General features: G+C 72.0%; 16 protein-coding genes. 6 read left to right on the top strand and 10 right to left on the bottom strand.

Features of this window, described 5'->3' with window-relative positions:
• Nucleotides 1-15 precede the first annotated feature (15 nt).
• From ITJ64_RS11800 to ITJ64_RS18940, 6 genes are all read right to left on the bottom strand, one after another.
• The gene (locus tag ITJ64_RS11800; RefSeq protein ID WP_194680997.1) at nucleotides 16-801 is read right to left on the bottom strand and encodes a 3-keto-5-aminohexanoate cleavage protein; all 786 of its coding nucleotides are present in this window, start codon (nucleotides 799-801) and stop codon (nucleotides 16-18) included.
• 47 nt (nucleotides 802-848) lie between these two features.
• A complete protein-coding gene (locus tag ITJ64_RS11805; RefSeq protein ID WP_194680998.1) occupies nucleotides 849-1,520 on the bottom strand; it encodes an RraA family protein in 672 nt (223 codons plus the stop codon).
• Nucleotides 1,521-1,524: 4 nt separating this feature from the next.
• The gene (locus ITJ64_RS11810; protein WP_194680999.1) at nucleotides 1,525-2,337 is read right to left on the bottom strand and encodes a carbon-nitrogen hydrolase family protein; all 813 of its coding nucleotides are present in this window, start codon (nucleotides 2,335-2,337) and stop codon (nucleotides 1,525-1,527) included.
• Nucleotides 2,334-3,521 carry an ABC transporter ATP-binding protein gene (locus tag ITJ64_RS11815; RefSeq protein WP_194681000.1) on the bottom strand — a complete coding sequence of 396 codons (1,188 nt, stop codon included), beginning with the start codon at nucleotides 3,519-3,521 and terminating at the stop codon, nucleotides 2,334-2,336. Before ITJ64_RS11815 ends, ITJ64_RS11810 begins: the two co-directional genes overlap by 4 nt.
• A gap of 31 nt (nucleotides 3,522-3,552) precedes the next feature.
• Nucleotides 3,553-4,626 carry a PotD/PotF family extracellular solute-binding protein gene (locus ITJ64_RS11820; protein WP_194681001.1) on the bottom strand — a complete coding sequence of 358 codons (1,074 nt, stop codon included), beginning with the start codon at nucleotides 4,624-4,626 and terminating at the stop codon, nucleotides 3,553-3,555.
• Between the two features lie 91 nt (nucleotides 4,627-4,717).
• The gene (locus ITJ64_RS18940) at nucleotides 4,718-6,445 is read right to left on the bottom strand and encodes an ABC transporter permease subunit (protein ID WP_370545168.1); all 1,728 of its coding nucleotides are present in this window, start codon (nucleotides 6,443-6,445) and stop codon (nucleotides 4,718-4,720) included.
• Between the two features lie 344 nt (nucleotides 6,446-6,789).
• Here ITJ64_RS18940 and ITJ64_RS11835 point away from each other — a divergent pair, with 344 nt between their 5' ends.
• Both ITJ64_RS11835 and ITJ64_RS11840 read left to right on the top strand, forming a co-directional pair.
• Nucleotides 6,790-7,344 (top strand): PadR family transcriptional regulator, encoded by a 555-nt coding sequence (locus tag ITJ64_RS11835; protein ID WP_194681002.1) that lies wholly within the window; start codon nucleotides 6,790-6,792, stop codon nucleotides 7,342-7,344.
• A gap of 5 nt (nucleotides 7,345-7,349) precedes the next feature.
• Nucleotides 7,350-9,095, top strand: a complete 1,746-nt coding sequence (locus ITJ64_RS11840) for an AarF/UbiB family protein (RefSeq protein WP_194681003.1) — start codon at nucleotides 7,350-7,352, stop codon at nucleotides 9,093-9,095.
• Here the strand turns inward: ITJ64_RS11840 and ITJ64_RS11845 are convergent.
• Nucleotides 9,092-9,553, bottom strand: a complete 462-nt coding sequence (locus tag ITJ64_RS11845) for a hypothetical protein (protein ID WP_194681004.1) — start codon at nucleotides 9,551-9,553, stop codon at nucleotides 9,092-9,094. The genes ITJ64_RS11840 and ITJ64_RS11845 overlap by 4 nt on opposite strands.
• Nucleotides 9,553-10,341, bottom strand: a complete 789-nt coding sequence (locus tag ITJ64_RS11850; protein WP_194681005.1) for a hypothetical protein — start codon at nucleotides 10,339-10,341, stop codon at nucleotides 9,553-9,555. The genes ITJ64_RS11845 and ITJ64_RS11850 overlap by 1 nt, the downstream gene beginning before the upstream one ends.
• A gap of 158 nt (nucleotides 10,342-10,499) precedes the next feature.
• Here ITJ64_RS11850 and ITJ64_RS11855 point away from each other — a divergent pair, with 158 nt between their 5' ends.
• The 3 genes from ITJ64_RS11855 to ITJ64_RS11865 are packed head-to-tail and all read left to right on the top strand — an operon-like array spanning nucleotide 10,500 to nucleotide 14,209.
• Nucleotides 10,500-11,966: an alpha/beta fold hydrolase gene (locus ITJ64_RS11855; RefSeq protein ID WP_194681006.1), complete on the top strand. Its 1,467-nt coding sequence runs from the start codon at nucleotides 10,500-10,502 to the stop codon at nucleotides 11,964-11,966.
• A complete protein-coding gene (locus ITJ64_RS11860) occupies nucleotides 11,963-13,516 on the top strand; it encodes a GMC family oxidoreductase (protein ID WP_194681007.1) in 1,554 nt (517 codons plus the stop codon). Before ITJ64_RS11855 ends, ITJ64_RS11860 begins: the two co-directional genes overlap by 4 nt.
• 12 nt (nucleotides 13,517-13,528) lie before the next feature.
• Nucleotides 13,529-14,209: a hypothetical protein gene (locus tag ITJ64_RS11865; protein WP_194681008.1), complete on the top strand. Its 681-nt coding sequence runs from the start codon at nucleotides 13,529-13,531 to the stop codon at nucleotides 14,207-14,209.
• Nucleotides 14,210-14,215: 6 nt separating this feature from the next.
• On the opposite strand, the gene ITJ64_RS11870 is transcribed toward ITJ64_RS11865, so the two are convergent.
• The gene (locus tag ITJ64_RS11870; RefSeq protein WP_194681009.1) at nucleotides 14,216-15,469 is read right to left on the bottom strand and encodes a LuxR C-terminal-related transcriptional regulator; all 1,254 of its coding nucleotides are present in this window, start codon (nucleotides 15,467-15,469) and stop codon (nucleotides 14,216-14,218) included.
• A gap of 160 nt (nucleotides 15,470-15,629) precedes the next feature.
• On the bottom strand, nucleotides 15,630-16,715 hold the full coding sequence (locus ITJ64_RS11875) for a cell wall-binding repeat-containing protein (RefSeq protein ID WP_194681010.1): 1,086 nt from the start codon (nucleotides 16,713-16,715) through the stop codon (nucleotides 15,630-15,632).
• A 203-nt stretch (nucleotides 16,716-16,918) separates the two neighbouring features.
• On the opposite strand from ITJ64_RS11875, the gene ITJ64_RS11880 reads away from it, so the two are divergent.
• Complete coding sequence (locus tag ITJ64_RS11880) at nucleotides 16,919-18,574, top strand: ABC-F family ATP-binding cassette domain-containing protein (protein WP_194681011.1); 1,656 nt, start codon at nucleotides 16,919-16,921, stop codon at nucleotides 18,572-18,574.
• Nucleotides 18,575-18,608: the final 34 nt, after the last annotated feature.

An 18,608-nucleotide genomic window follows, 5' to 3' on the forward strand; every position in this document is an offset into this window, starting at 1 on the left:
GGCCCGCCGGTCGACTCAGGCGCCGAGCGGCCTAGCCGGCGAGGCCGACGAGGCCGGCGAGGCCGAGGAGAGCGACAGCGAGCCCTCCAGCGCACGGGCGAGCGTCACCATCGCCGCGTTGTCCGGCGCCACCGACCCGTCATCGAGCACGAGCATGTCCTCGAATCCGACGCGCACCTCGGCGCCGTCCTCGATCGCCGCCCGCACCACCGGCCAGGCCGTGTCGTCGTAGCCGTGGTAGAGCAGCGGCGCGGTCACGCCGCCGGCACGCAAGGCGGCGGCGATGGCGCGCGCGTGCGCCACGGCCTCGTCAGCCGATTCGTCCTCGGGCTCGATCAGGATGCGCACGTTCTCGCGCAGCGTCGGCGACGCCAGCAAGGCGGGAACCTCGTCGAGGTGCCACACCGCGCTCTCGAGCACCATCCCGCGCTCGACGACGAGCATCGCAGCCTCGGCGGCGCCCTCCTCCGAGAAGGCGACCGAGGCGAAGTCGGGCAGCGCGTCAGCCGGCCAGGCGGCCAGGTGCGCCATCCGCTCCTCGTGTCCGGAGCAGGTCCAGAGGCCGGTCGTGGTGCCGACGACGATCGCGGGATCGACGGCCCGCACCGCGCGCACCATCGACGCCACCGCGTCGGGGGCGATGCTCTGCCCGCCGTCGGCCGTGCGCACGTGTGCGTGCACGACGTCGGCTCCGGCAGCCACTGCGGCGGCGGCGGCAGCAGCGATCTCGGTGTCGGTGAGGGGAATGGCGGGGTGCTCGTCGCGCCCCCGCCCTCCGTTGATGGCGGCCTTGATCAGCATGGTGCTCCGTGGTTCGGCGGTCGGAAGGATGTCAGGGAAGGGCCGGTTCAGGATGCGCCGAAGCCGGCCACGGCCTCGCTCGCGCCCGTGAGCTCGCCGAGGCGCGCACCGCGGCGCAGCTCCTCGACGAGCTCGGGCTCCTCCGCGTCGTCGGCCAGCGCCGTGTCGACGATCGCCTCGACGACCGCGACGGAGGCGAAGAAGACGCCGTTGCGGTCGGCGAGCACGACGTCGCCCGGGTTCACCGCGACCCCGCCGCAGACGACGGGCACGTGGATGCCGCCGGCATCCAGCGACAGCAGCTTGGTGGTGAGCACGCTCGACCCGCGGGCGTAGACGGGCAGCCCGAACGGCTCGACCTCGTCGAGGTCGGTGACGACACCGTCCACGATCACCCCGGCGGCCCCGCGGATCGACAGCGTCGCCGCGAGCACCTCGCCGACGGGCGCGTGGCGGGTGTCGCCACCGGTGTCGACGACGAACACGTCGCCCGGTTCGCACCAGCCGGCGGCGTGGTGCAGCACCGTGGAGTCCTGGTCGGTGATGCGCACGGTGACGGCGCGGCCGACAACCCGGGCGGTGCCGGTGAGGCGGCGGATGCCGAAGTCGGCGAACCCCTCCTCCAGGTAGTGGCCGAGCGTCGGAAATGACACGCGGGACAGCTTGGAGACGAGCTCGGCGGGCAGCGGTGCGGGCGCGGGGCCGGTGATGAACGGCATGGTGCTACTCCTGGACGGTGACGGTCGAGACGAGGCGGCGGTTGGCCAGTGCGGGCAGGATCTCCCGCACCTCGGCGGTGCGGTCGAGCGAGATGCGCACCACGGCGACCCCGGCGGTGATCGGCCCCAGGCCGGCGCGCTCGACGCCGAGCGGGTCGAGCACCAGGCTGTTGCCGATGCACTCCGGCGACGACGAGGATGCCGCGAGCACCCAGCAGGTGTTCTCGATCGCGCGGGCCTTGAGCAGCGTCGACCAGTGCTCCTCCTTGCGCGCGCCGGCCACCCAGGCGGCCGAGACCGAGAGCACGTCGGCACCACGGGCCACGAGGTCGCGGCTGAGCTCGGGGAAGCGGATGTCGTAGCAGTTGACCAGACCGATGGCGACGCCCTCGATCATCACCACGGGCGGCACCTCGGTGCCTCCGGTGACGTAGTCGCTCTCGCGGTACGAGAAGGCGTCGTAGAGGTGGAGCTTGCGGTAGCTCTCGACGAGCTCCCCGCGCGGGTTGACGACGACGAGGGTGTTGAACGGCCGGTCGGTGCCGGTCGGCTCGTAGCCGCCGGCGATGATCCACACCTCGTTCGAGACGGCCAGCAGCGACAGCTCGGCGAGGAAGCGGGGCCACTCGGCCTCGACGACCGCGCCGAGAGAGCCGGGCACATCACCCGCGAGCAGCATCGACTCCTCGGGCAGCACGACGAGCCGGGCGCCGCCGGCCGCCGCCTCGGCGACGAGGGCGGCGATCGCCTCGCGGTTGGCGGCGGCGTCGACGGTGGGCGCCAGCTGCGCGACGGCGGCGACGAGGGACGGGTTCATGCGGGGACCTCGGAGACGGAGGGGGCAGACGGGGCAGATGGTGAGGAGGAGGAGGACGATGACGGGGCGACGAGCGAGCCGTCGGCCGGCAGCACCCGCGCATCCGAGGCCGCCCAGGTGAGCAGCACGGGGGAGCCGTCGGGGATCGCGCCGAGGGCGGCGGCCGCCGCTCCGCTCGGCACCGACACGGTCATCACCGCATCGGAGGCGAGCCGCACGTGGAAGGTCCACTCGTCGCCGAGGAAGACACGCTCCAGGAGCGTCCCGGCGACACCGTCGGAGGGCGCGGAGGCCGGCACCGTGACGGCGGGCGAGAGGGTGACGCGCTCGGGGCGGATGGCGAGGGTGACGCCCGAGCCCGGCCGAGCTTCCGCCGGCATGGAGGCCGGCAGCGCACCCAGGCCGGGCACGACGACGCCGGTGCCCGCCGCGTCCACGACCCCGTCGAGCACGTTGCAGCTGCCGATGAAGGTCGCGACGAAACGCGAGGCGGGGGCGTCGTAGATCTCGGTGGGGCTCGCGACCTGCAGCACCCGGCCCTCGCTCATCACCGCGATGCGGTCGCTCATCGTGAGCGCCTCCTCCTGGTCGTGCGTGACGTAGATGAAGGTGATGCCGACCTCGCGCTGCATGCGCTTCAGCTCGAACTGCATCTCTTTGCGGAGCTTCTGGTCGAGGGCGCCGAGCGGCTCGTCGAGCAGCACGACCGCGGGGCGTCCGACGACGGCGCGGGCGAGGGCGACGCGCTGACGCTGCCCACCGGAGAGCTCGGCGGGCTTGCGCTCGGCGAAGGCCTCGAGGCGCACGAGGGCGAGAGCATCCTGGACCCGCCCGTCGATCTCGCGCTTCGGGGTGCGGCGCACGCGCAGCTCGAAGGCGACGTTCTCGTAGACCGAGAGGTGGGGGAACAGCGCGTAGCTCTGGAACAGCATGTTGAGGTCGCGCGACTTGGTCGGAACGCTGTCGACGTTCTTCCCGTCGAGCTCCACCGAGCCGCCGGTGGGCGTCTCGAAGCCGGTGATCATGCGCATCAGCGTGGTCTTGCCGCATCCGGACGGGCCGAGGATGCTGAAGAACTCGTTGCGGCCGATCTCGAGATCGAGCGGCTGCACGACCTGATTGGCTCCGAAGCTCTTGGTGAGGCCGGTCAGCTTCACCGCCGGCGACTCGGTGGTCTCGTTCATGACTGCTGTTCCTTCGGGAGGGGTGCGGGGCTCAGGAGGCGCGGACGCGGGTCCAGCCGTCCTGGAAGAACGCCAGGGCGTCTCCCGGGTCGACGATGAACTCGGAGTTCTTCAGGGACTCGGCCGGCGCGTAGATGGCGGGGTTCTCGACCTGCGACTGGTCGGCGACGAGCGGGAGTGCGGCCTCATTGGTGGAGGCGAGCGAGGCGTCGTCGGTCACGAGCGCGGCGACCTCGGGGCGGAGGGTGTAGTTCAGCCACTGGTAGGCAGCGTCCTCGTTCGCGGTGCCCTTGACGATCGAGAAGCTGTCCGTCCAGAGGGTGCCGCCCTCCTCGGGGATGATGTACTTCACGTCGGGGTTGTTCTCGACCGCGGCGGCCGAGGTGGTGCCCGAGTAGGCCTCCGCGATGCAGGCGTCGCCGGTGCCGACGAGGTCGGCGTAGTTCGTGCTGTTGTAGCCGCCGAGCAGCGCCTTCTGCTCGAGCAGCGAGTCGGTCGCGGTCTCGATGTCGGCCTCGTCGGTCGTCGTGGCGCTGAGCCCGTTGACCTGCAGGCCTGCGATGTAGGCCGAGAGCATGTTGTCGAGCATGTAGACCTTGCCGGAGTAGGCGGGGTTCCACATGTCCTTCCAGCCGGTCACCGGTGCGCCGGTGCAGGCCTCGTTGTACAGGATGCCCGTGGTGCCCCAGGCCCACGGGATCGAGTGCTCGTTGCCGGGGTCGAACGAGGGGTCGACGAACTTCTCGGCCAGGTTGTCGAAGCCCTCGAGCTTGGACTGGTCGATCGGGGCGACCAGGTCGCGCTCGACCATCAGCTGCACGGCGTACTGGCTCGGCTCGACGACGTCGTAGCCGGAGTTGCCCGCGGCGAGCTTGGAGATCATCGTCTCGTTGCTGTCGAAGGTGTCGACGGTGACAGTGATGCCGGTCTCCTTCTCGAAGCCCGCGATGACCGAGTCGGGGATCTCGCCCGCCCAGGCGTAGATCGACAGCGAGCCGTCGCCGGCCGCTCCCGAGGAGGAGGCGTCGCCGCCGGCGGAACAGCCGGCGAGCACGGTGGCCGAGGCCAGCGTCAGGGCGCCGAGCGCCAGGACCTTCTTGTTCATGTGGGTGTCTTTTCGTGAGGGGTCGGATGGTGCAGGAGGGTGGGTGGTGCGGTGGTGCGGTCTGGGGTGGGGCGGCTGGGGTCGAGCCGCCTCAGGGGGTCGTGCTCGGGCCGGCCAGGATGCGGCGCATCTGCGAGACGCCGACGGCGAGGATGACGCCGAGCGTCGCCACGACCAGCAGCGTGCCGAGTGCGTTCAGCTCGGGGGTGAGGCCGGTGCGCAGGGTCGAGTAGATGCGGAGCGGCAGCGTGGTGGTGCCGACGCCCGCGGTGAACGTCGAGATGACGATGTTCGAGAACGAGGTGGTGAAGCTGAGCAGAAAGGCCGCCAGGATGCTCGGCCGCAGCAGTGGGAACAGCACCCGCCGGAACGTCACCCACGGTGACGCGCCCAGGTCGGTGGCCGCCTCGGAGAGGCTCGGGTCGAGCGAGCTCATCGCCCCCATCAGCACGAGGGTGGCGAGCGGCAGCGTGATCACGACGTGCCCGAGCACCAGCGTCAGCAGCCCGGTCGGGATGCCCGCCGTGCTGAACACGGTCAGCAGCGACACCCCGAGCACGATCTCGGGCACGATCAGCGGGATCAGGATGGCGCCGACGAAGAACGCGCGGCCCTTCACTCGGAACCGCACCAGGGCGAAGGCGGTGAGGAAGCCGATCACGGTGGCGAGCAGCGCGGCGATCAGCCCGACGATCGCGCTCGTGCGGAGCGCTTCGAGCAGCATCCGGTCGGCGAACAGCTCGGCGTACCAGCGGAACGTGAAGCCGTCGAAGCGGTAGCTGACCTCGGAGGAGTTGAAGGAGTACACGATCAGCGCGGCGATCGGCAGGTAGAGGAAGAGGAAGACCGCTCGGGCGATCCAGGAAGTGAGGCGATCCATCACGCGGCCTTTCGGGTGGCGGTGGTTCGGGTGGCGCCGGTCGCGGCGGCACCCGTGCGTGTGGCGCGGTTGCGCCGGGCGCCGTTTCCGCAGCAGCAGCCCCGCCCCGGCGACCGAGGCGAGCATCAGGACGAGCACGACCATCGACAGCGCGGCCCCCAGTGGTTCGTTGCGGAACTCGGTGAACAGCGTGACGATCAGGTTGCCGACGAGCGGATCCTTGCCGCCGCCGAGCAGCACCGGGATGACGAAGACCCCGAGGGTGGGAACGAAGGTGAGCATCACCGACGAGGCGAGTCCTGAGGCCGAAAGCGGCAGGAAGACGCGAGCGTGCGTCTGCCACCAGCCGGCGCCGAGGTCGGCCGCCGCCTCCTTCAGACTCGGGTCGATCGAGCGCATCGAGGCGTAGATCGGGAACACCGCCACCGGGAGGAACGCGTAGAGGAGGGACAGGGTCACGGCCAGCTGCGACGGGACGAGCGATTGCGCATCCACCCCGAACGCCCGGAGCAGCGAGATGAACGGGCCGCCCGAGCCGAGCAGCGTGATCCACGCGAAGGTGCGGACGAGGAAGTCGGTCAGGAACGGGATGATCACTAGCACCAGAAGCACCGGCTGCAGCGAGGCGCGGCGGGTGGCGATGTAGTAGGCCACGATGTAGCCGACGACCGTGCAGACGACCGCGTTCAGCAGTGCCATGCCGAGGCTGTAGCCGAGCGTCTTGAGGTACACCGGGTCGATCAGCTTCGCGTAGTTGTCGAGCGTGAAGCCGCCGAGGTTGCCGCCCAGGGGGTCGCTGATCGCGAAGCTGTCCCGGGCGATGACGAGCATCGGCACGATCACGAGCAGCACGATCACGGCGAGGGCGGGCAGCAGCATGAGGTAGCCGGCGGCCGACGGCGCGATGCGGCCCCGGCGGGCTGATCTCGGTGCGTTCACGGTTCGTTCCTCGGATGTTCGGCGGGAGTATCGACGGGACCGGCAGTCTCATCGCTTGACGTCCATCCTGCGATACCGGGCGAGCCGGTCTCGCGGGGAGTGCCTCGAAATCCGTCGGCGCCGTGTTTCGTGTCGACGCATTTCGCAGTGCGCGCCGAAATACGGGGGCGGCTTCCGCAGAATTCCGGGGTCGCGGGCGTCGGGGAAACGCAGGTCTCACCATCGACCCTGCCCGGTGCGCGAGCGAACGCTGGTGATTGGCTGGGGGCTCGTCGCGCATCCTGTCGTTCAGTGTCGGTGAGGCATATCGTTGAGTATCGTTCGCGATCACAACGGAGGTCATCATGAGCAACTCGTTTCCCACCGGCGGTTTCGGCGCCGGCATGAACGCCGACAGCATCTGGCAGGCCATGGAGCAGTTCCGCGCCCGCTTCGAGAAGAAGACCGGCACCCGTGTCGGCAAGGGCGACGTGCGCGCCGCCGTGCTGGCACTGCTGGCCGAGCAGCCGATGCACGGCTACCAGATCATCCACGAGATCGAGGAGCGCTCGGGCGGCAGCTGGAAGCCCAGCGCCGGCTCGGTCTACCCGACCCTGCAGCTGCTCGCCGACGAGGGTCTCGTCAGCGCCGAGGAGTCCAACGGCCGCAAGACCTACGCGCTCACCGAGGCCGGCCACGTCGTGGCGGCCAACGAGGGCGTGAAGTCGACCTTCAGCGGCGACGACGAGCCGTCGAGCGAGAGCAAGCGCGACCACGGCGCCCTGCCCAAGGCCGGCTTCGAGCTGGCCCAGGCCGCCGCGCAGGTGGGCCGCACCGGCACGCCGGCGCAGGTCGAGCAGGCCGTCAAAGAGCTCGAGGACGCGCGCCGCCGGCTGTACGCGATCCTCGCCCAGGACTGACCCGGGTGAGCACGGTCCGACCCGACCGCGGAGACGAGGTTCCCGCGGCGCGGGTCGCCCGCGCGCGCTACAACCGCATCCTGCGCTTCGCCGGCTGGAACCTCGCGGTGACGTGGTTCTTCGAGCTGGCGCTGCCGCGCATCGGGCTGGTGAAGATCGCCGAGCGCACGCGCACGCGGCGCATGCAGAAGTTCGCGCGCAAGTTTCACGTGCTGGCCGTCGATCTCGGCGGGCTGATGATCAAGGTGGGGCAGTTCATGTCGTCGCGCCTGGACGTGCTGCCGCCTGAGATCACGAAGGAGCTCGAGGGGCTGCAGGACGAGGTGCCGGCGGTGCCGTTCGAGCTGATCCGGCGGCTGGCCGAGGCCGAACTGGGCGTGCCGCTCGCCGAGGCGTTCGCCTGGGTCGACGAGACGCCGGTCGCCGCCGCCTCGCTCGGGCAGGCGCACCGGGCTCGCCTCGGGCCACTCGACGCCGCCGACACGGGGCTGGATGCGGTGGTGCTGAAGGTGCAGCGCCCCGGCATCGACGAGATCGTGCGGGTCGACCTCGCCGCGCTGCGGAAGGTCGGCGGATGGCTCAGCCACGTGCGGCTCGTCTACTCGCGCGTCGACGCCCCTGCGCTCGTCGAAGAGTTCGCCGCCACCTCACTCGAGGAGATCGACTACCTGCACGAGGCGCGCAGCTCGGTGCAGTTCGCCGAGATCTTCGCGAACGACGCCCGCGTGAACGTTCCCGAGATCGTCTGGGAGCGGAGCACCCGTCGGGTGCTGACGCTCGAAGACGTCACCGCCATCAAGATCACCGACCACGAGGCGCTGCTGGCCGCCGGCATCGACCCGGCCGAGGTCGCCCCGGTGTTCGCCGCCGTGATGTTCGACCAGCTGTTCACCACGGGGTTCTTCCACGCCGACCCGCACCCGGGGAACATCTTCGTGACGCCGCGGGAGGTGAGTGCTCCGGCCGTGGGCGGTGATGCGACGGATGCGGCGGTCGAGCATCCGTTCACCCTCACCTTCATCGACTTCGGCATGATGGGCATGGTGCCGCCGTCGACGCGCGCCGGCCTCCGCAAGATGCTCATCGCCGCCGCCTCGCGCGACGGCAAGGGGCTCGTGGATGCGGCCCGCAACCTCGGCGTGCTGCTCCCCTCGGCCGACACCAGTGAGCTCGAGCGGGCGATGACGCAGCTGTTCGCGCGGTTCGGCGGGATGGGGTTCGCGGAGCTGCGCGAGGTCGATCCGCGGGAGTTCCGCGAGTTCGCGGTGCAGTTCGGCGACGTCGTGCGGGCGCTGCCGTTCCAGCTGCCGGAGAACTTCCTGCTGATCATCCGGGCGATGTCGCTGACGTCGGGGGTGGCCAGTGCGCTCGACCCCGCCTTCAACCTGTGGGACTCGGTCGAGCCCTACGCGCAGCGGCTGATCCGCGAGGAGCGCGGCAACGTGGTGCAGGACGTGGCCCGCCAGGCCGCCGAGAGTGCCCGCGTCGCGCTGCGGCTGCCCGGGCGGCTCGACTCGCTCGCCACGCAGTTCGAGGAGGGCACGCTCTCGGTGCAGAGCCCCGCGATCGAGAAGCGGGTCGCGCGGCTCGAGCGCTCGATCGGTCGCGTCGTGTCGGCGATCGTGTTCGCGGCCCTGCTCGTGGCGGGCACGGTGCTGCGGGGCGACGACGTCGTCTTCGGCACGGTGCTGATGGCGGTCTCGGTCGTGCCCCTGCTGCACGCGCTCTTCTCGGGCCGCCGCGGGCGCTAGCCGGTGATCTCGACGTCCAGGGCGGCGAAGGGGAACGGCAGAAGGTAGCTGAAGGGCGTGCCGGGCGTCCACTCGGAGCCGGCGAGCACGGCGAACCAGGCCAGGGAGATCACCACCGCGGCCGCGGCGAGCAGCGCGATGGCGGTGGCGGCACGGTCGAGGGTGCGCCGCGCATCCGCTCGGTCGATGCTGGCGACGGATGCGCGGCGAACCGCCACGAGCAGGATGACCGCGAAGGCGACGACCATCAGCGGGCTGGGGCTCAGCGTCAGCTGCAGGCACTCCTGCGAGACGAGCAGGCCGCCGTTGCCGTCGGGGACCTGCGTGCCGGGGCCGTCGCAGCGGCCGCTGCTCGCGGTCGTCAGCAGCCAGTAGACCGCCGCAGAGACGATCGCGACGATCACGACGCGCCGGATGCGCGGGGAGACGGCCGGGTCGGCGCGGCGGGTGGACAGCATCAGGACGCGGGGGTCGCAGCCGGCGCAGGGGTCGCGGTCGGCGCCGGGGTGCCGGTGGGCGCGCTCGGCGGCAGGGCCGGGAGGCCCGGAATGGGGCGCGGGGTGCGCTCGCGCACGGGCGGGTCGGGGAGCACGAGGGTGCGGTCGCCGAGCGGGGAGGCGAGGGGGATGCGCACGATCAGCAGGTCCTCGGCGTCGGGGTCGCCCAATCGCAGGCCGTCGGCGCCGCAGGTGATGGGCTCGTCGAGCACCTCGAAGCCGATGCCCGTGACCGCCGCCGTCACGGTGGTGTCGGTCTCCGTGACGAGCACCGGGCCCGGGCGGCAGGCGCCCGCCAGCACCGCCACGAGCAGGTCGCCGTCGTCGACGTCGCCGATGTCGCCGACCGGGTCGACGCCCACGACGGCCGAGCGGTAGACGCGCAGCCCCTGCGTCTCGCCGCTGTAGCCGCCGATCGTCGACTGCACGCTCGACACCTCGCGCACCTCGGGGTCGAGGTCGATCTGCAGCTCGTCCGAGGAGAGGTAGCGCCCGATCTCCCACGCCTCCTTCAGCGACGCGCGGTCGCGGTTCTGCCCCTGGGTGACCAGCGTGACGATCACCAGCACGACGGCCACGATCAGCAGCACGACGCCCGATCCGCGGGTGTAGGCGATCCAGGCCGCGCTCGGCATGGCCTTGTCGCCGTCGGCCAGCTGCCAGCGCGAGCCGAAGAGCATGGCGCGGGGCGGGGCCAGCAGGCACCAGAGGCCGGCAAGCGCGATCACGGCGGCGAGGAGGTAGAGCATCCGCCCAATCTAGCGAGACTGGGCGACACGTGTCGGGCGGAGGGGCGAGGGGGCGAGCGTGCCGCGCCGCAGGGTCGGTGGCGCAGCACGGCGGCCCGCGCATCCGGCCTGGGCGTCGACCGCGAGGTCGGGGGCGCGCCCTTGCCGCGCGCCGCCAAGTGACTAGGTTTGCGAGCATCACCCGCCTCCAGCGAAACGGCATCGCCATCCCTCACACTCCCGCAGTTCGACCCGACGAGCTGCCCACCCTCGTCTGCCTGCACGCCCTCGGCTCCAGCAGCCGCGCCTTCGACGAGCTCGGGGCCCGGCTCGACGGCCGGTTCCGGATGCTCGCCCTCGACCTCCCCGGCTTCGGCGACGAAGCGGCGCGGGGCGCGGCCACCGTCGAGGAGACGGTGCAGTACGTGCTGGCGCGCATCGCCTTCGCGGCCCCGCAGCGCTTCCTGCTCCTCGGATACTCGATGGGCGGCAAGATCGCCACCATCGTCGCCTCCCGCGTGCTGAGCGGAGAGGCCCCCGTCTTCGGTCTGGCCGGCGTCGTGCTGCTGGCCGGCTCGCCACCCTCGCCCGAGCCCATGGAGGACGAGCGCCGCGAGCAGATGATCGGCTGGGCGAGCCCCGGCCCGATCACCGGCCACGACGCCCGCACCTTCATCGAGGCCAACACGGCCGGACCGCTGTCGCCGGCCGACGATGCTCTCATGCTCCGCGACCTGGCCCGCACCGCCCCCGAGGCGTGGATCGCCTGGCTGAACCGGGGGAGCGAGGAGGACTGGGGCCCGGTCGTCGAGCCGCTCCCTGTACCCGCCCTCATCGTCAGCGGCCGCGAGGACGGCGACCTCGGCGAGAAGGCCCAGCGCGAGCTGAACGGCCCCCTCTATCCGCGCGCCACCTTCGCCGTCGTCGACGATGCCGCGCACCTGCTGCCGCTCGAGCAGCCGGGCGAGGTGGCCGCCCTGATCGAGAGCCTCTGGCAGCTGTCGGCCGGCCGCGCGCCGGCGATTCCGCGCGATGTCGCGGCGGTCATCGCGTCCGACCGTACGAGCCGCCGCACCCGCGGCATCCTGGCCCGCCGCGCGCTCGGCGACGACGTGCTGTACGAGCCCCAGGTGCTCACGGCCGCGCAGCTCGCCACGCTGCGGGCCGTCGCCGGCCGGGTTGTTCCGCAGGAGGGCGAGGCCATCGACCTGGCCGCCCGCCTCGACGCGCAGCTCGCCGCCGGCACGGGCGACGGCTGGCGGAACGCCGACCTCCCGGCCGACCCCGAGGCGTACGCGCTCGCGCTCGACGCGCTCGCCGGCGGCGGCTTCGCGGGCCTGGCTCCGGACGAGCAGGACTCGCGCCTAGAGCGTCTCGCCGCGGGTCGGGGACCGGTCGCCGGCACCCTCTCGCCCGAGCAGCTCGCGAGCTGGTTCGAGGACGCCTGTGCCGACCTCGCGCGGCTCTGGCTCGCGCATCCGGCCTCTCTCGCCCGCGTCGGCTTCGACGGCTTCGCGACCGGGGGCGACGGGGTGCGGAAGCAGGGCTTCCAGCTGCTCGTCGCGGGAGCGCGCGAGGAGTGGGAGCCAACGCCACGACCACGCGCCGCCACCGCATCCGCCCTCGACCCGAAGGCCACCGCATGAACCTCACCGGCATGAAGACCTACCCCGAGACCGACGTGGTCGACGCCGTCGTGATCGGCACGGGAGCCGGCGGCGCCCCCATCCTTGCGAGCCTCGCCGCCCGCGGCCTCAGCGTGGTCGCCCTCGAGGCCGGCCCGAACTTCGAACCCGGGCAGCACACCCCCGACGAGACCGAGGCCGTCGAGATCAACTGGATGGCCGAGCGCCTGAGCGGCGGCACCGACCCCACCGCTTTCGGCCAGAACAACAGCGGACGCGGCGTCGGCGGCTCGACCCTGCACTGGGGCGCGTTCACGCCGCGCCCGCAGCGCACCGACATCCGGCTGAAGAGCGACTCGGGCCTCGGCGAGGACTGGCCCGTCGACTTCGACGAGCTCACCCGCTACATCGAGCGCGCCGAACGCGACATCGGCGTCTCGGGCCCGGCCGACTACCCCTGGGATCCGGCCCGCCGCTACGACTACCCGGCCACCCGCCGCAATGCGTCGAGCGACATGATGATGAGCGGATGCTCGGCCCTCGGCATCCGCGCCACCGACGCCCCGGCGGCCGTCCTCACCCGCGACCGCCACCAGCCGAACGCCGGCCCGCGACAGGCCTGCGTCTCCTGCGGCGCCTGCCACCAAGGATGCCGCACGGCCGCGAAGGCCAGCATGGACACCACCTACCTACCGGCGGCCGTGGCCTCGGGCGCGGAGATCCGGGCGGAGGCGATGGTGCACGCCATCGAGACCGACGCCTCGGGCCGCGTCGTCGCCGTCGTCTACCGGCAGCACGGCGTCGACCACCGGCAGCGCTGCGCGAACGTCTTCCTCTGTGCCGGCGGCATCGAGACGCCGCGGCTGCTGCTGCACACGGGCCTCGCGAACAGCAGCGGTCAGGTGGGCCGCAACTTCATGGCGCACGGCGGCACCCAGGTGTGGGGGACGTTCGACACCGAGATGCGCGGCTACCGCGGCTACCCCTCGTCGATCATCAGCGAGGACATGGTGCGGCCCGCCGACGCCTCCTTCGCGGGCGGCTACCTGATGCAGAGCCTCGGCGTGATGCCGCTCACCTACGCCACTTCGCTGACCCGGGGCGGCGGGCTCTGGGGCCGCGGACTGATGGACGCGCTCGACGATTACGCGTTCGTGGCCGGCGTCGGCATCAACGGCGAGTGCCTGCCCGCCGAGGGGAACCGGCTCGAGCTGTCGTCCGAGACCGACGAGTTCGGGATCCCGAAGGCGCGCATCCTGTTCTCGGCGGGCGAGAACGAGAAGGCGCTCGACGAGCACGCGACCGCCACCATGATCGCCATCGTGGAGGCGTCCGGCGCGACCAGCACGCGGGTGCTCGCCCGCACCGCCCACACGGTCGGCACCGCGCGGATGGGCGTCGACCCGGGCAGCTCGGTGGTCGACGCCGACGGGCGCTCGCACGACGTGCCGAACCTCTGGATCTCGGACAACTCGGTCTTCCCGAGCTCGCTGATCGCGAATCCGGCGCTGACGATCATGGCGCTGGCGCTGCGCACGGCCGACCGCTTCCTCGATGTCGCCCGTGTCTGACAGGCTGGACGCATGAGCCACCCACCGCAGCCCCCGTACACCGCGCCGTCCGCGCCGCCCGGCAGCGGTCTGCTACCCAATAAGCTCGGGCTGGCGGCGCTCTGGGTGGGCATCGGGGCGTTCGTCGCGGCGCTCATCCCGTTCTTCAGCTACTTCGCGGTGCTGGTCGCCTTCGTCGGCATCGTGCTCGGTGTCATCGCGCTCGTGCTGCCGCGGCGGCGCAAGAAGGCGGCGACGGCCGGCTCGATCGTGAGCTTCGTGGCGCTGGTCGTGTCGATCGGCACCTCGATCTTCTACACCGTGGTGCTCTTCGGGAGCCTGATCAGCGCGATCACCGGTTCGTTCGAGTCGACGCCGCCTCCGCCGCTCGGCGAGTCGAGCATCCCGCTGAGCTATCAGGTCGACGGCACCGGCTCGGACGTCGACATCACCTACACGACCTTCATCGGCGGCATCGACAGCACCGAGCAGGAGACCGCCCAGCGGCTGCCGTTCGAGCGCGACTTCGACGTGGCCTACGGCGGCGCGGCCACCTACAACAGCTACACGCTCACCGCGGTGAACGGCGACAACGACGGCGACGTGACCTGCCGCATCACGCTCGACGACCGCGTGCTGATCGAGCAGACGGCCACCGGCGCCTTCGCGACGGCCACCTGCACGGTCAGCGGCAGCGAGCTGCTGACGCAGTAGGCGCGCTCAGTACTCGTCGCCGGGCGCCAGCGTCTCGTCGGGGTTCTCCTCGCCGTAGCGGGCGGCCGACGACCGGTCGTTCACACCGATGCGGAGGTAGAGGTTCTTCGCGTGGCTCTTCACGGTGTTGACCGAGATGTACTCCGCCGCCGCGATCTGCTCGAAGCGGTAGCCCTGCGCGATGTACCAGAGCACCTCGCGCTCGCGCTTCGTGAGAGCGGGGCGCTGCGGCAGCGCATCCGGTTCGCTCAGATAGGGCACGAGGTCGTCGCAGCGGGAGGCGAGGGCCCGCACGCGCTCCTGCGGGAAGCGGCGGAGCAGGTAGTAGAGGTGCTCGGAGCGGATGGTCTCGAGCGCGGCCTCGGCCGGCACCCGCGCCGACTCCTCGTCGGGCGCCGTGACGGCCAGCATGAGGCGCATGGCGGCGCCGGTTCGCAGCGACACGATCGGCTGGTCGAGGTCGTCGAGGGCGATCATCCGTGCCGTCTCGGTCTTGCCGTCGTCGAGGGCGCGCAGGGCGATCACGAGGTCGGCGTACTCGGTGACCGCCGAGCCGCCGCTGCCGCGCTCTTGTCGGGGCACGCGGGCGTCGACGCGGTCGAGGATGCGCGTGGCCGAGTCGATCAGCTCCCAGTTCGCGCCGCCCGACCACTGCTTCGGGTAGTGGGCGAGGCAGGTCGCGCGCAGGCGGGCCATGCCCGAGACGTGCTTGCCGTCGAGGGAGGCCAGACGCGCCTCCACGAACGCGAGGTCGGCCCAGCGCTCGGAGGTCGCGAGCTCCTGCGCCGCCGCCAGGTCGCGCTCGGCCGCGGGCAGGTCGAGGGCGTCGAGCGAGAGGGTGGCGCGGGCCACGGCGGCGAGCGGCGTCGCCGAGCTCGGCACGTCGGGGTCGGTGCGGTCGAGCCAGCGGGTGGCGTAGCGGCAGTCGCCGTTGAAGGCGTGCACGACCGCCACCGCGGCGGCGGCCTCGCGGCGGACGTCGTCGAGCTCGAAGCGCTCCGCCTGGTCCCAGCAGCGCTCCCAGCCGCGCAGCGCCAGCTCCTCGTCGCCCTGCAGCGTCGAGGTGAGCGCCCACTCGGCGCGCATGGCCACGAGGTCGGGGCCGAGGTCGAACACGGTGTCGTCGTCGAAGCCGTCGAGCAGCGCGTGGCAGGCCCGCACCGACTCGACCGCCGCCGCGAGATCGCCCGCCTGACGCTTCGCGACCCCCTGGCGGGTGAGTTCGTCGAGTCGCAGAAGGGACTCGATGTGTGATGCCAAAAGGGCTCCCTGTTCACCCGGGTGACGAGTTTCGCTCACCCACTCCGCCCACGTTCGCATCAGGGCGGCCCGATGGCAAGGGTCCCCGACAGGGGGTCGGGGAGTGTAGAGGTCTTTCTGCGGTTCCACTCAGGCGGCGGTCGCCCTGCGGATGGCCTGGCTACTCGGGCCCGCTGCAGGGCTGGAGCGCCTGCACGCTCGGGGCGAGAGCAGCCGGGCCGCCGAGCAGCGTGACGCGGCTCGCCTTGAGCTGACCGATCTCGGCGAGCACCTCGGACGGCACGCAGGTGCTCGGCACGACGAACAGGGGTGCGTCGAGCGTGCCGGCGAGGGCGGCGCCGGCGAGGGCGTCGGGGAAGGTCGAGCCCGTCGCCAGGAAGACGCGGCTCGCGGTGCTGAAGCCGTCGCGGTTGATCGCGATCGAGGTCTGGTAGCGGTCGGCCCCGTTCAGCCGCACCACGGAGTCGATGAGGTAGTCGAGGTCGGTCACGATGCCCGGCGAGACGGCCGACGGGCCGCCGGCGACCTTGACGGTCGCGAAGTCGCGCGCGGTGAGCGTGCCGGAGGTCGCGGGGTCGAGCGCGGTCTGTGTACCGTCGACGAGCACCACGGGGGCGTCGGCCGAGCCGGCGGCCGCTCCCGCCGAGAGGGCGTCGGGGAAGTTGCGGCCCGTCGCCACGTAGGCGATCGGCCCGCCGCTGGACCCGAAGGCGTAGTCGACCAGCTTCCGGGAGGTGTCGTAGCGGTCGGTGCCCTGCACACGGGTCACGACGGGGGCCGAGACGACGCCGGCGAGCTCGGTCTGCACCGCCGCGGAGACCGAGTTCGGGCCCCCGACGATGATCACGAGGTTCGGCTTCAGCCGGTTCAGCTCGGCGAGCACCACGGGCGGGATGCTGTCGCGGGTGGTCAGCAGCAGCGGGCCGTTGGTGTGCACGGCGGCCGGGGCGGCGCCGAGGGCGTCGGGGTAGTCGAGGCCGGTGACGAGGTAGGCGACGCCGTTGCCGCCGGGGTAGCCCTCCTTCGAGACGTTGACCGCGACGGCGAAGCGGTCGGCGCCGGCGATGCGGTCGACGGTGGGGGCGGCGGCTGCGGTGTCGGCTTCGGCGGTGGTGGTGCCGGCAGGGCCTGCTGCGGTGTCGGCGGTGGTGGCCGAGGCGGGAAGGGCTGCGCCGGTGAGCAGCACGGCGAGGGCGCCGGCGGTGAGCGCCGGCAGGAACGGACGGCGGGAACGGCTGGGGTTCATGATTCCTCGATCGCGGTCGGAGCGGAATGGAACGGAACGGTCGGGTCACTGCGCCGATCGCGCTCGGAGCCCCGCGTCGATCTCCCCACGGCGAGAGTAGACCCGGGGGCCCGCCGCGTAAAGGGTGTCGGGCGGGGTGCGCGGCACGAGCATCCGGAACCCCGGTGGCCGCAGGGCGGCGGCGGATGCGAGAGCATGGAGGGATGACCGCAACGCTCGTCGCCAAGGGGCTCGCCGGGGGCCACGACCACCGCACCCTGTTCAGTTCGCTCGACCTCGTCGTCGCCCCCGGTGACGTGGTGGGAGTGGTCGGCGCGAACGGGGCGGGGAAGTCCACGCTGCTGCGCCTGCTGGCCGGGTTGTCCACGCCGCTCGAGGGCACCGTCTCGCTCGCCCCCGCCGATGCGTTCGTCGGCTGGCTGCCGCAGGAGCACGAGCGGATCCCCGGCGAGACGGTGGCGCAGTACGTCGGCCGGCGCACCGGCACCACCGTCGCGACGGCCGAGATGGACGCCGCGGCGTCGGCGCTCGGGGACACGGCGGACCGCGCATCCAGTGCCCCCGACCCCGCCGACACGTACTCGACCGCCCTCGAGCGCTGGCTCGCGAGCGGGGCCGCCGACCTCGACGAGCGGCTGCCGGTCGTGCTGGCCGAGCTCGGCCTCGAGCTGTCGGCGGATGCGCTGATGACCTCGCTCTCGGGCGGCCAGGCGGCGCGCGTCGGGCTCGCGGCGCTGCTGCTGTCGCGGTTCGACATCGTGCTGCTGGACGAGCCCACGAACGACCTCGACCTCGACGGGCTGGAGCGGCTGGAGGGGTTCATCCGGGGGCTGCGCGGCGGGGTGGTGCTCGTCAGCCACGACCGGGAGTTCCTGGCGCGGAGCGTGACGCGGGTGCTCGAGCTCGACCTCGCGCAGGGCACGAACCGGGTCTACGGGGGCGGCTACGACGCGTTCCTCGAGGAGCGGGAGGTCGCGAAGCGGCACGCGCGCGAGGAGTACGACGAGTTCGCGGCGAAGAAGGACGACCTCGTCTCGCGGGCGCGCACGCAGCGCGAGTGGTCGAGCCAGGGCGTGCGGAACGCGATGAAGAAGTCGCCGGACAACGACAAGATCCGGCGCAAGGCCTCGGCGGAGTCGTCGGAGAAGCAGGCGCAGAAGGTGCGGCAGATGGAGAGCCGCATCGCGCGGCTCGACGAGGTGGAGGAGCCGCGCAAGGAGTGGCAGCTGCAGTTCACGATCGGGTCGGCGCCGCGGTCGTCGACGGTGGTGTCGACGCTGTCGGCCGCGACCGTGACGCTGGGGTCTTTCACGCTCGGCCCCGTGTCTCTGCAGATCACGGCGGGCGACCGCATCGGCATCACCGGGCCGAACGGGGCCGGCAAGTCGACGCTGCTGAAGCTGCTGCTGGGACGGCTCGAGCCGACCTCGGGCACGGCCTCGCTCGGCACCTCGGTGGAGATCGGCGAGATCGACCAGGCGCGGGCCGTGCTCGCCGGTCCCGGGCCGCTGGTCGACCGCTTCTCGTCGCTGCTGCCTGCTCTGCCCGTCGCCGAGCTGCGCACGCTGCTGGCGAAGTTCGGTCTCAAGGCCGACCACGTCAACCGGCCGCTCGCCGAGCTCTCTCCGGGGGAGCGCACCCGGGCGGGGCTGGCGCTGCTGCAGGCGCGGGGCGTGAACCTGCTCGTGCTCGACGAGCCGACGAACCACCTCGACCTCGTGGCGATCGAGCAGCTCGAGCAGGCGCTGACCTCGTACGAAGGGACGCTGCTGCTCGTCACGCACGACCGGCGGATGCTCGAGACCGTCGAGCTGGGGCGGCACTGGAGTGTGGCGGCGGGGGTCGCGACGGAGGTCTGAGCCGCGCGGCTCGCCGTGTGGGTGGCGGGCTCGC

Source organism: Herbiconiux sp. VKM Ac-1786 (assembly GCF_015350805.1).
Classification (GTDB): Bacteria; Actinomycetota; Actinomycetes; order Actinomycetales; family Microbacteriaceae; genus Herbiconiux.

Excerpts from the sequence above, each read along its gene's own strand:
- ITJ64_RS11800 (WP_194680997.1), bottom strand. The coding sequence starts at position 801 with ATGCTGATCAAGGCCGCCATCAACGGAGGGCGGGGGCGCGACGAGCAC.
- ITJ64_RS11805 (WP_194680998.1), bottom strand. The coding sequence starts at position 1,520 with ATGCCGTTCATCACCGGCCCCGCGCCCGCACCGCTGCCCGCCGAGCTC.
- ITJ64_RS11810 (WP_194680999.1), bottom strand. The coding sequence starts at position 2,337 with ATGAACCCGTCCCTCGTCGCCGCCGTCGCGCAGCTGGCGCCCACCGTC.
- ITJ64_RS11815 (WP_194681000.1), bottom strand. The coding sequence starts at position 3,521 with ATGAACGAGACCACCGAGTCGCCGGCGGTGAAGCTGACCGGCCTCACC.
- ITJ64_RS11820 (WP_194681001.1), bottom strand. The coding sequence starts at position 4,626 with ATGAACAAGAAGGTCCTGGCGCTCGGCGCCCTGACGCTGGCCTCGGCC.
- ITJ64_RS11835 (WP_194681002.1), top strand. The coding sequence starts at position 6,790 with ATGAGCAACTCGTTTCCCACCGGCGGTTTCGGCGCCGGCATGAACGCC.
- ITJ64_RS11845 (WP_194681004.1), bottom strand. The coding sequence starts at position 9,553 with ATGCTGTCCACCCGCCGCGCCGACCCGGCCGTCTCCCCGCGCATCCGG.
- ITJ64_RS11850 (WP_194681005.1), bottom strand. The coding sequence starts at position 10,341 with ATGCTCTACCTCCTCGCCGCCGTGATCGCGCTTGCCGGCCTCTGGTGC.
- ITJ64_RS11860 (WP_194681007.1), top strand. The coding sequence starts at position 11,963 with ATGAACCTCACCGGCATGAAGACCTACCCCGAGACCGACGTGGTCGAC.
- ITJ64_RS11865 (WP_194681008.1), top strand. The coding sequence starts at position 13,529 with ATGAGCCACCCACCGCAGCCCCCGTACACCGCGCCGTCCGCGCCGCCC.
- ITJ64_RS11875 (WP_194681010.1), bottom strand. The coding sequence starts at position 16,715 with ATGAACCCCAGCCGTTCCCGCCGTCCGTTCCTGCCGGCGCTCACCGCC.
- ITJ64_RS11880 (WP_194681011.1), top strand. The coding sequence starts at position 16,919 with ATGACCGCAACGCTCGTCGCCAAGGGGCTCGCCGGGGGCCACGACCAC.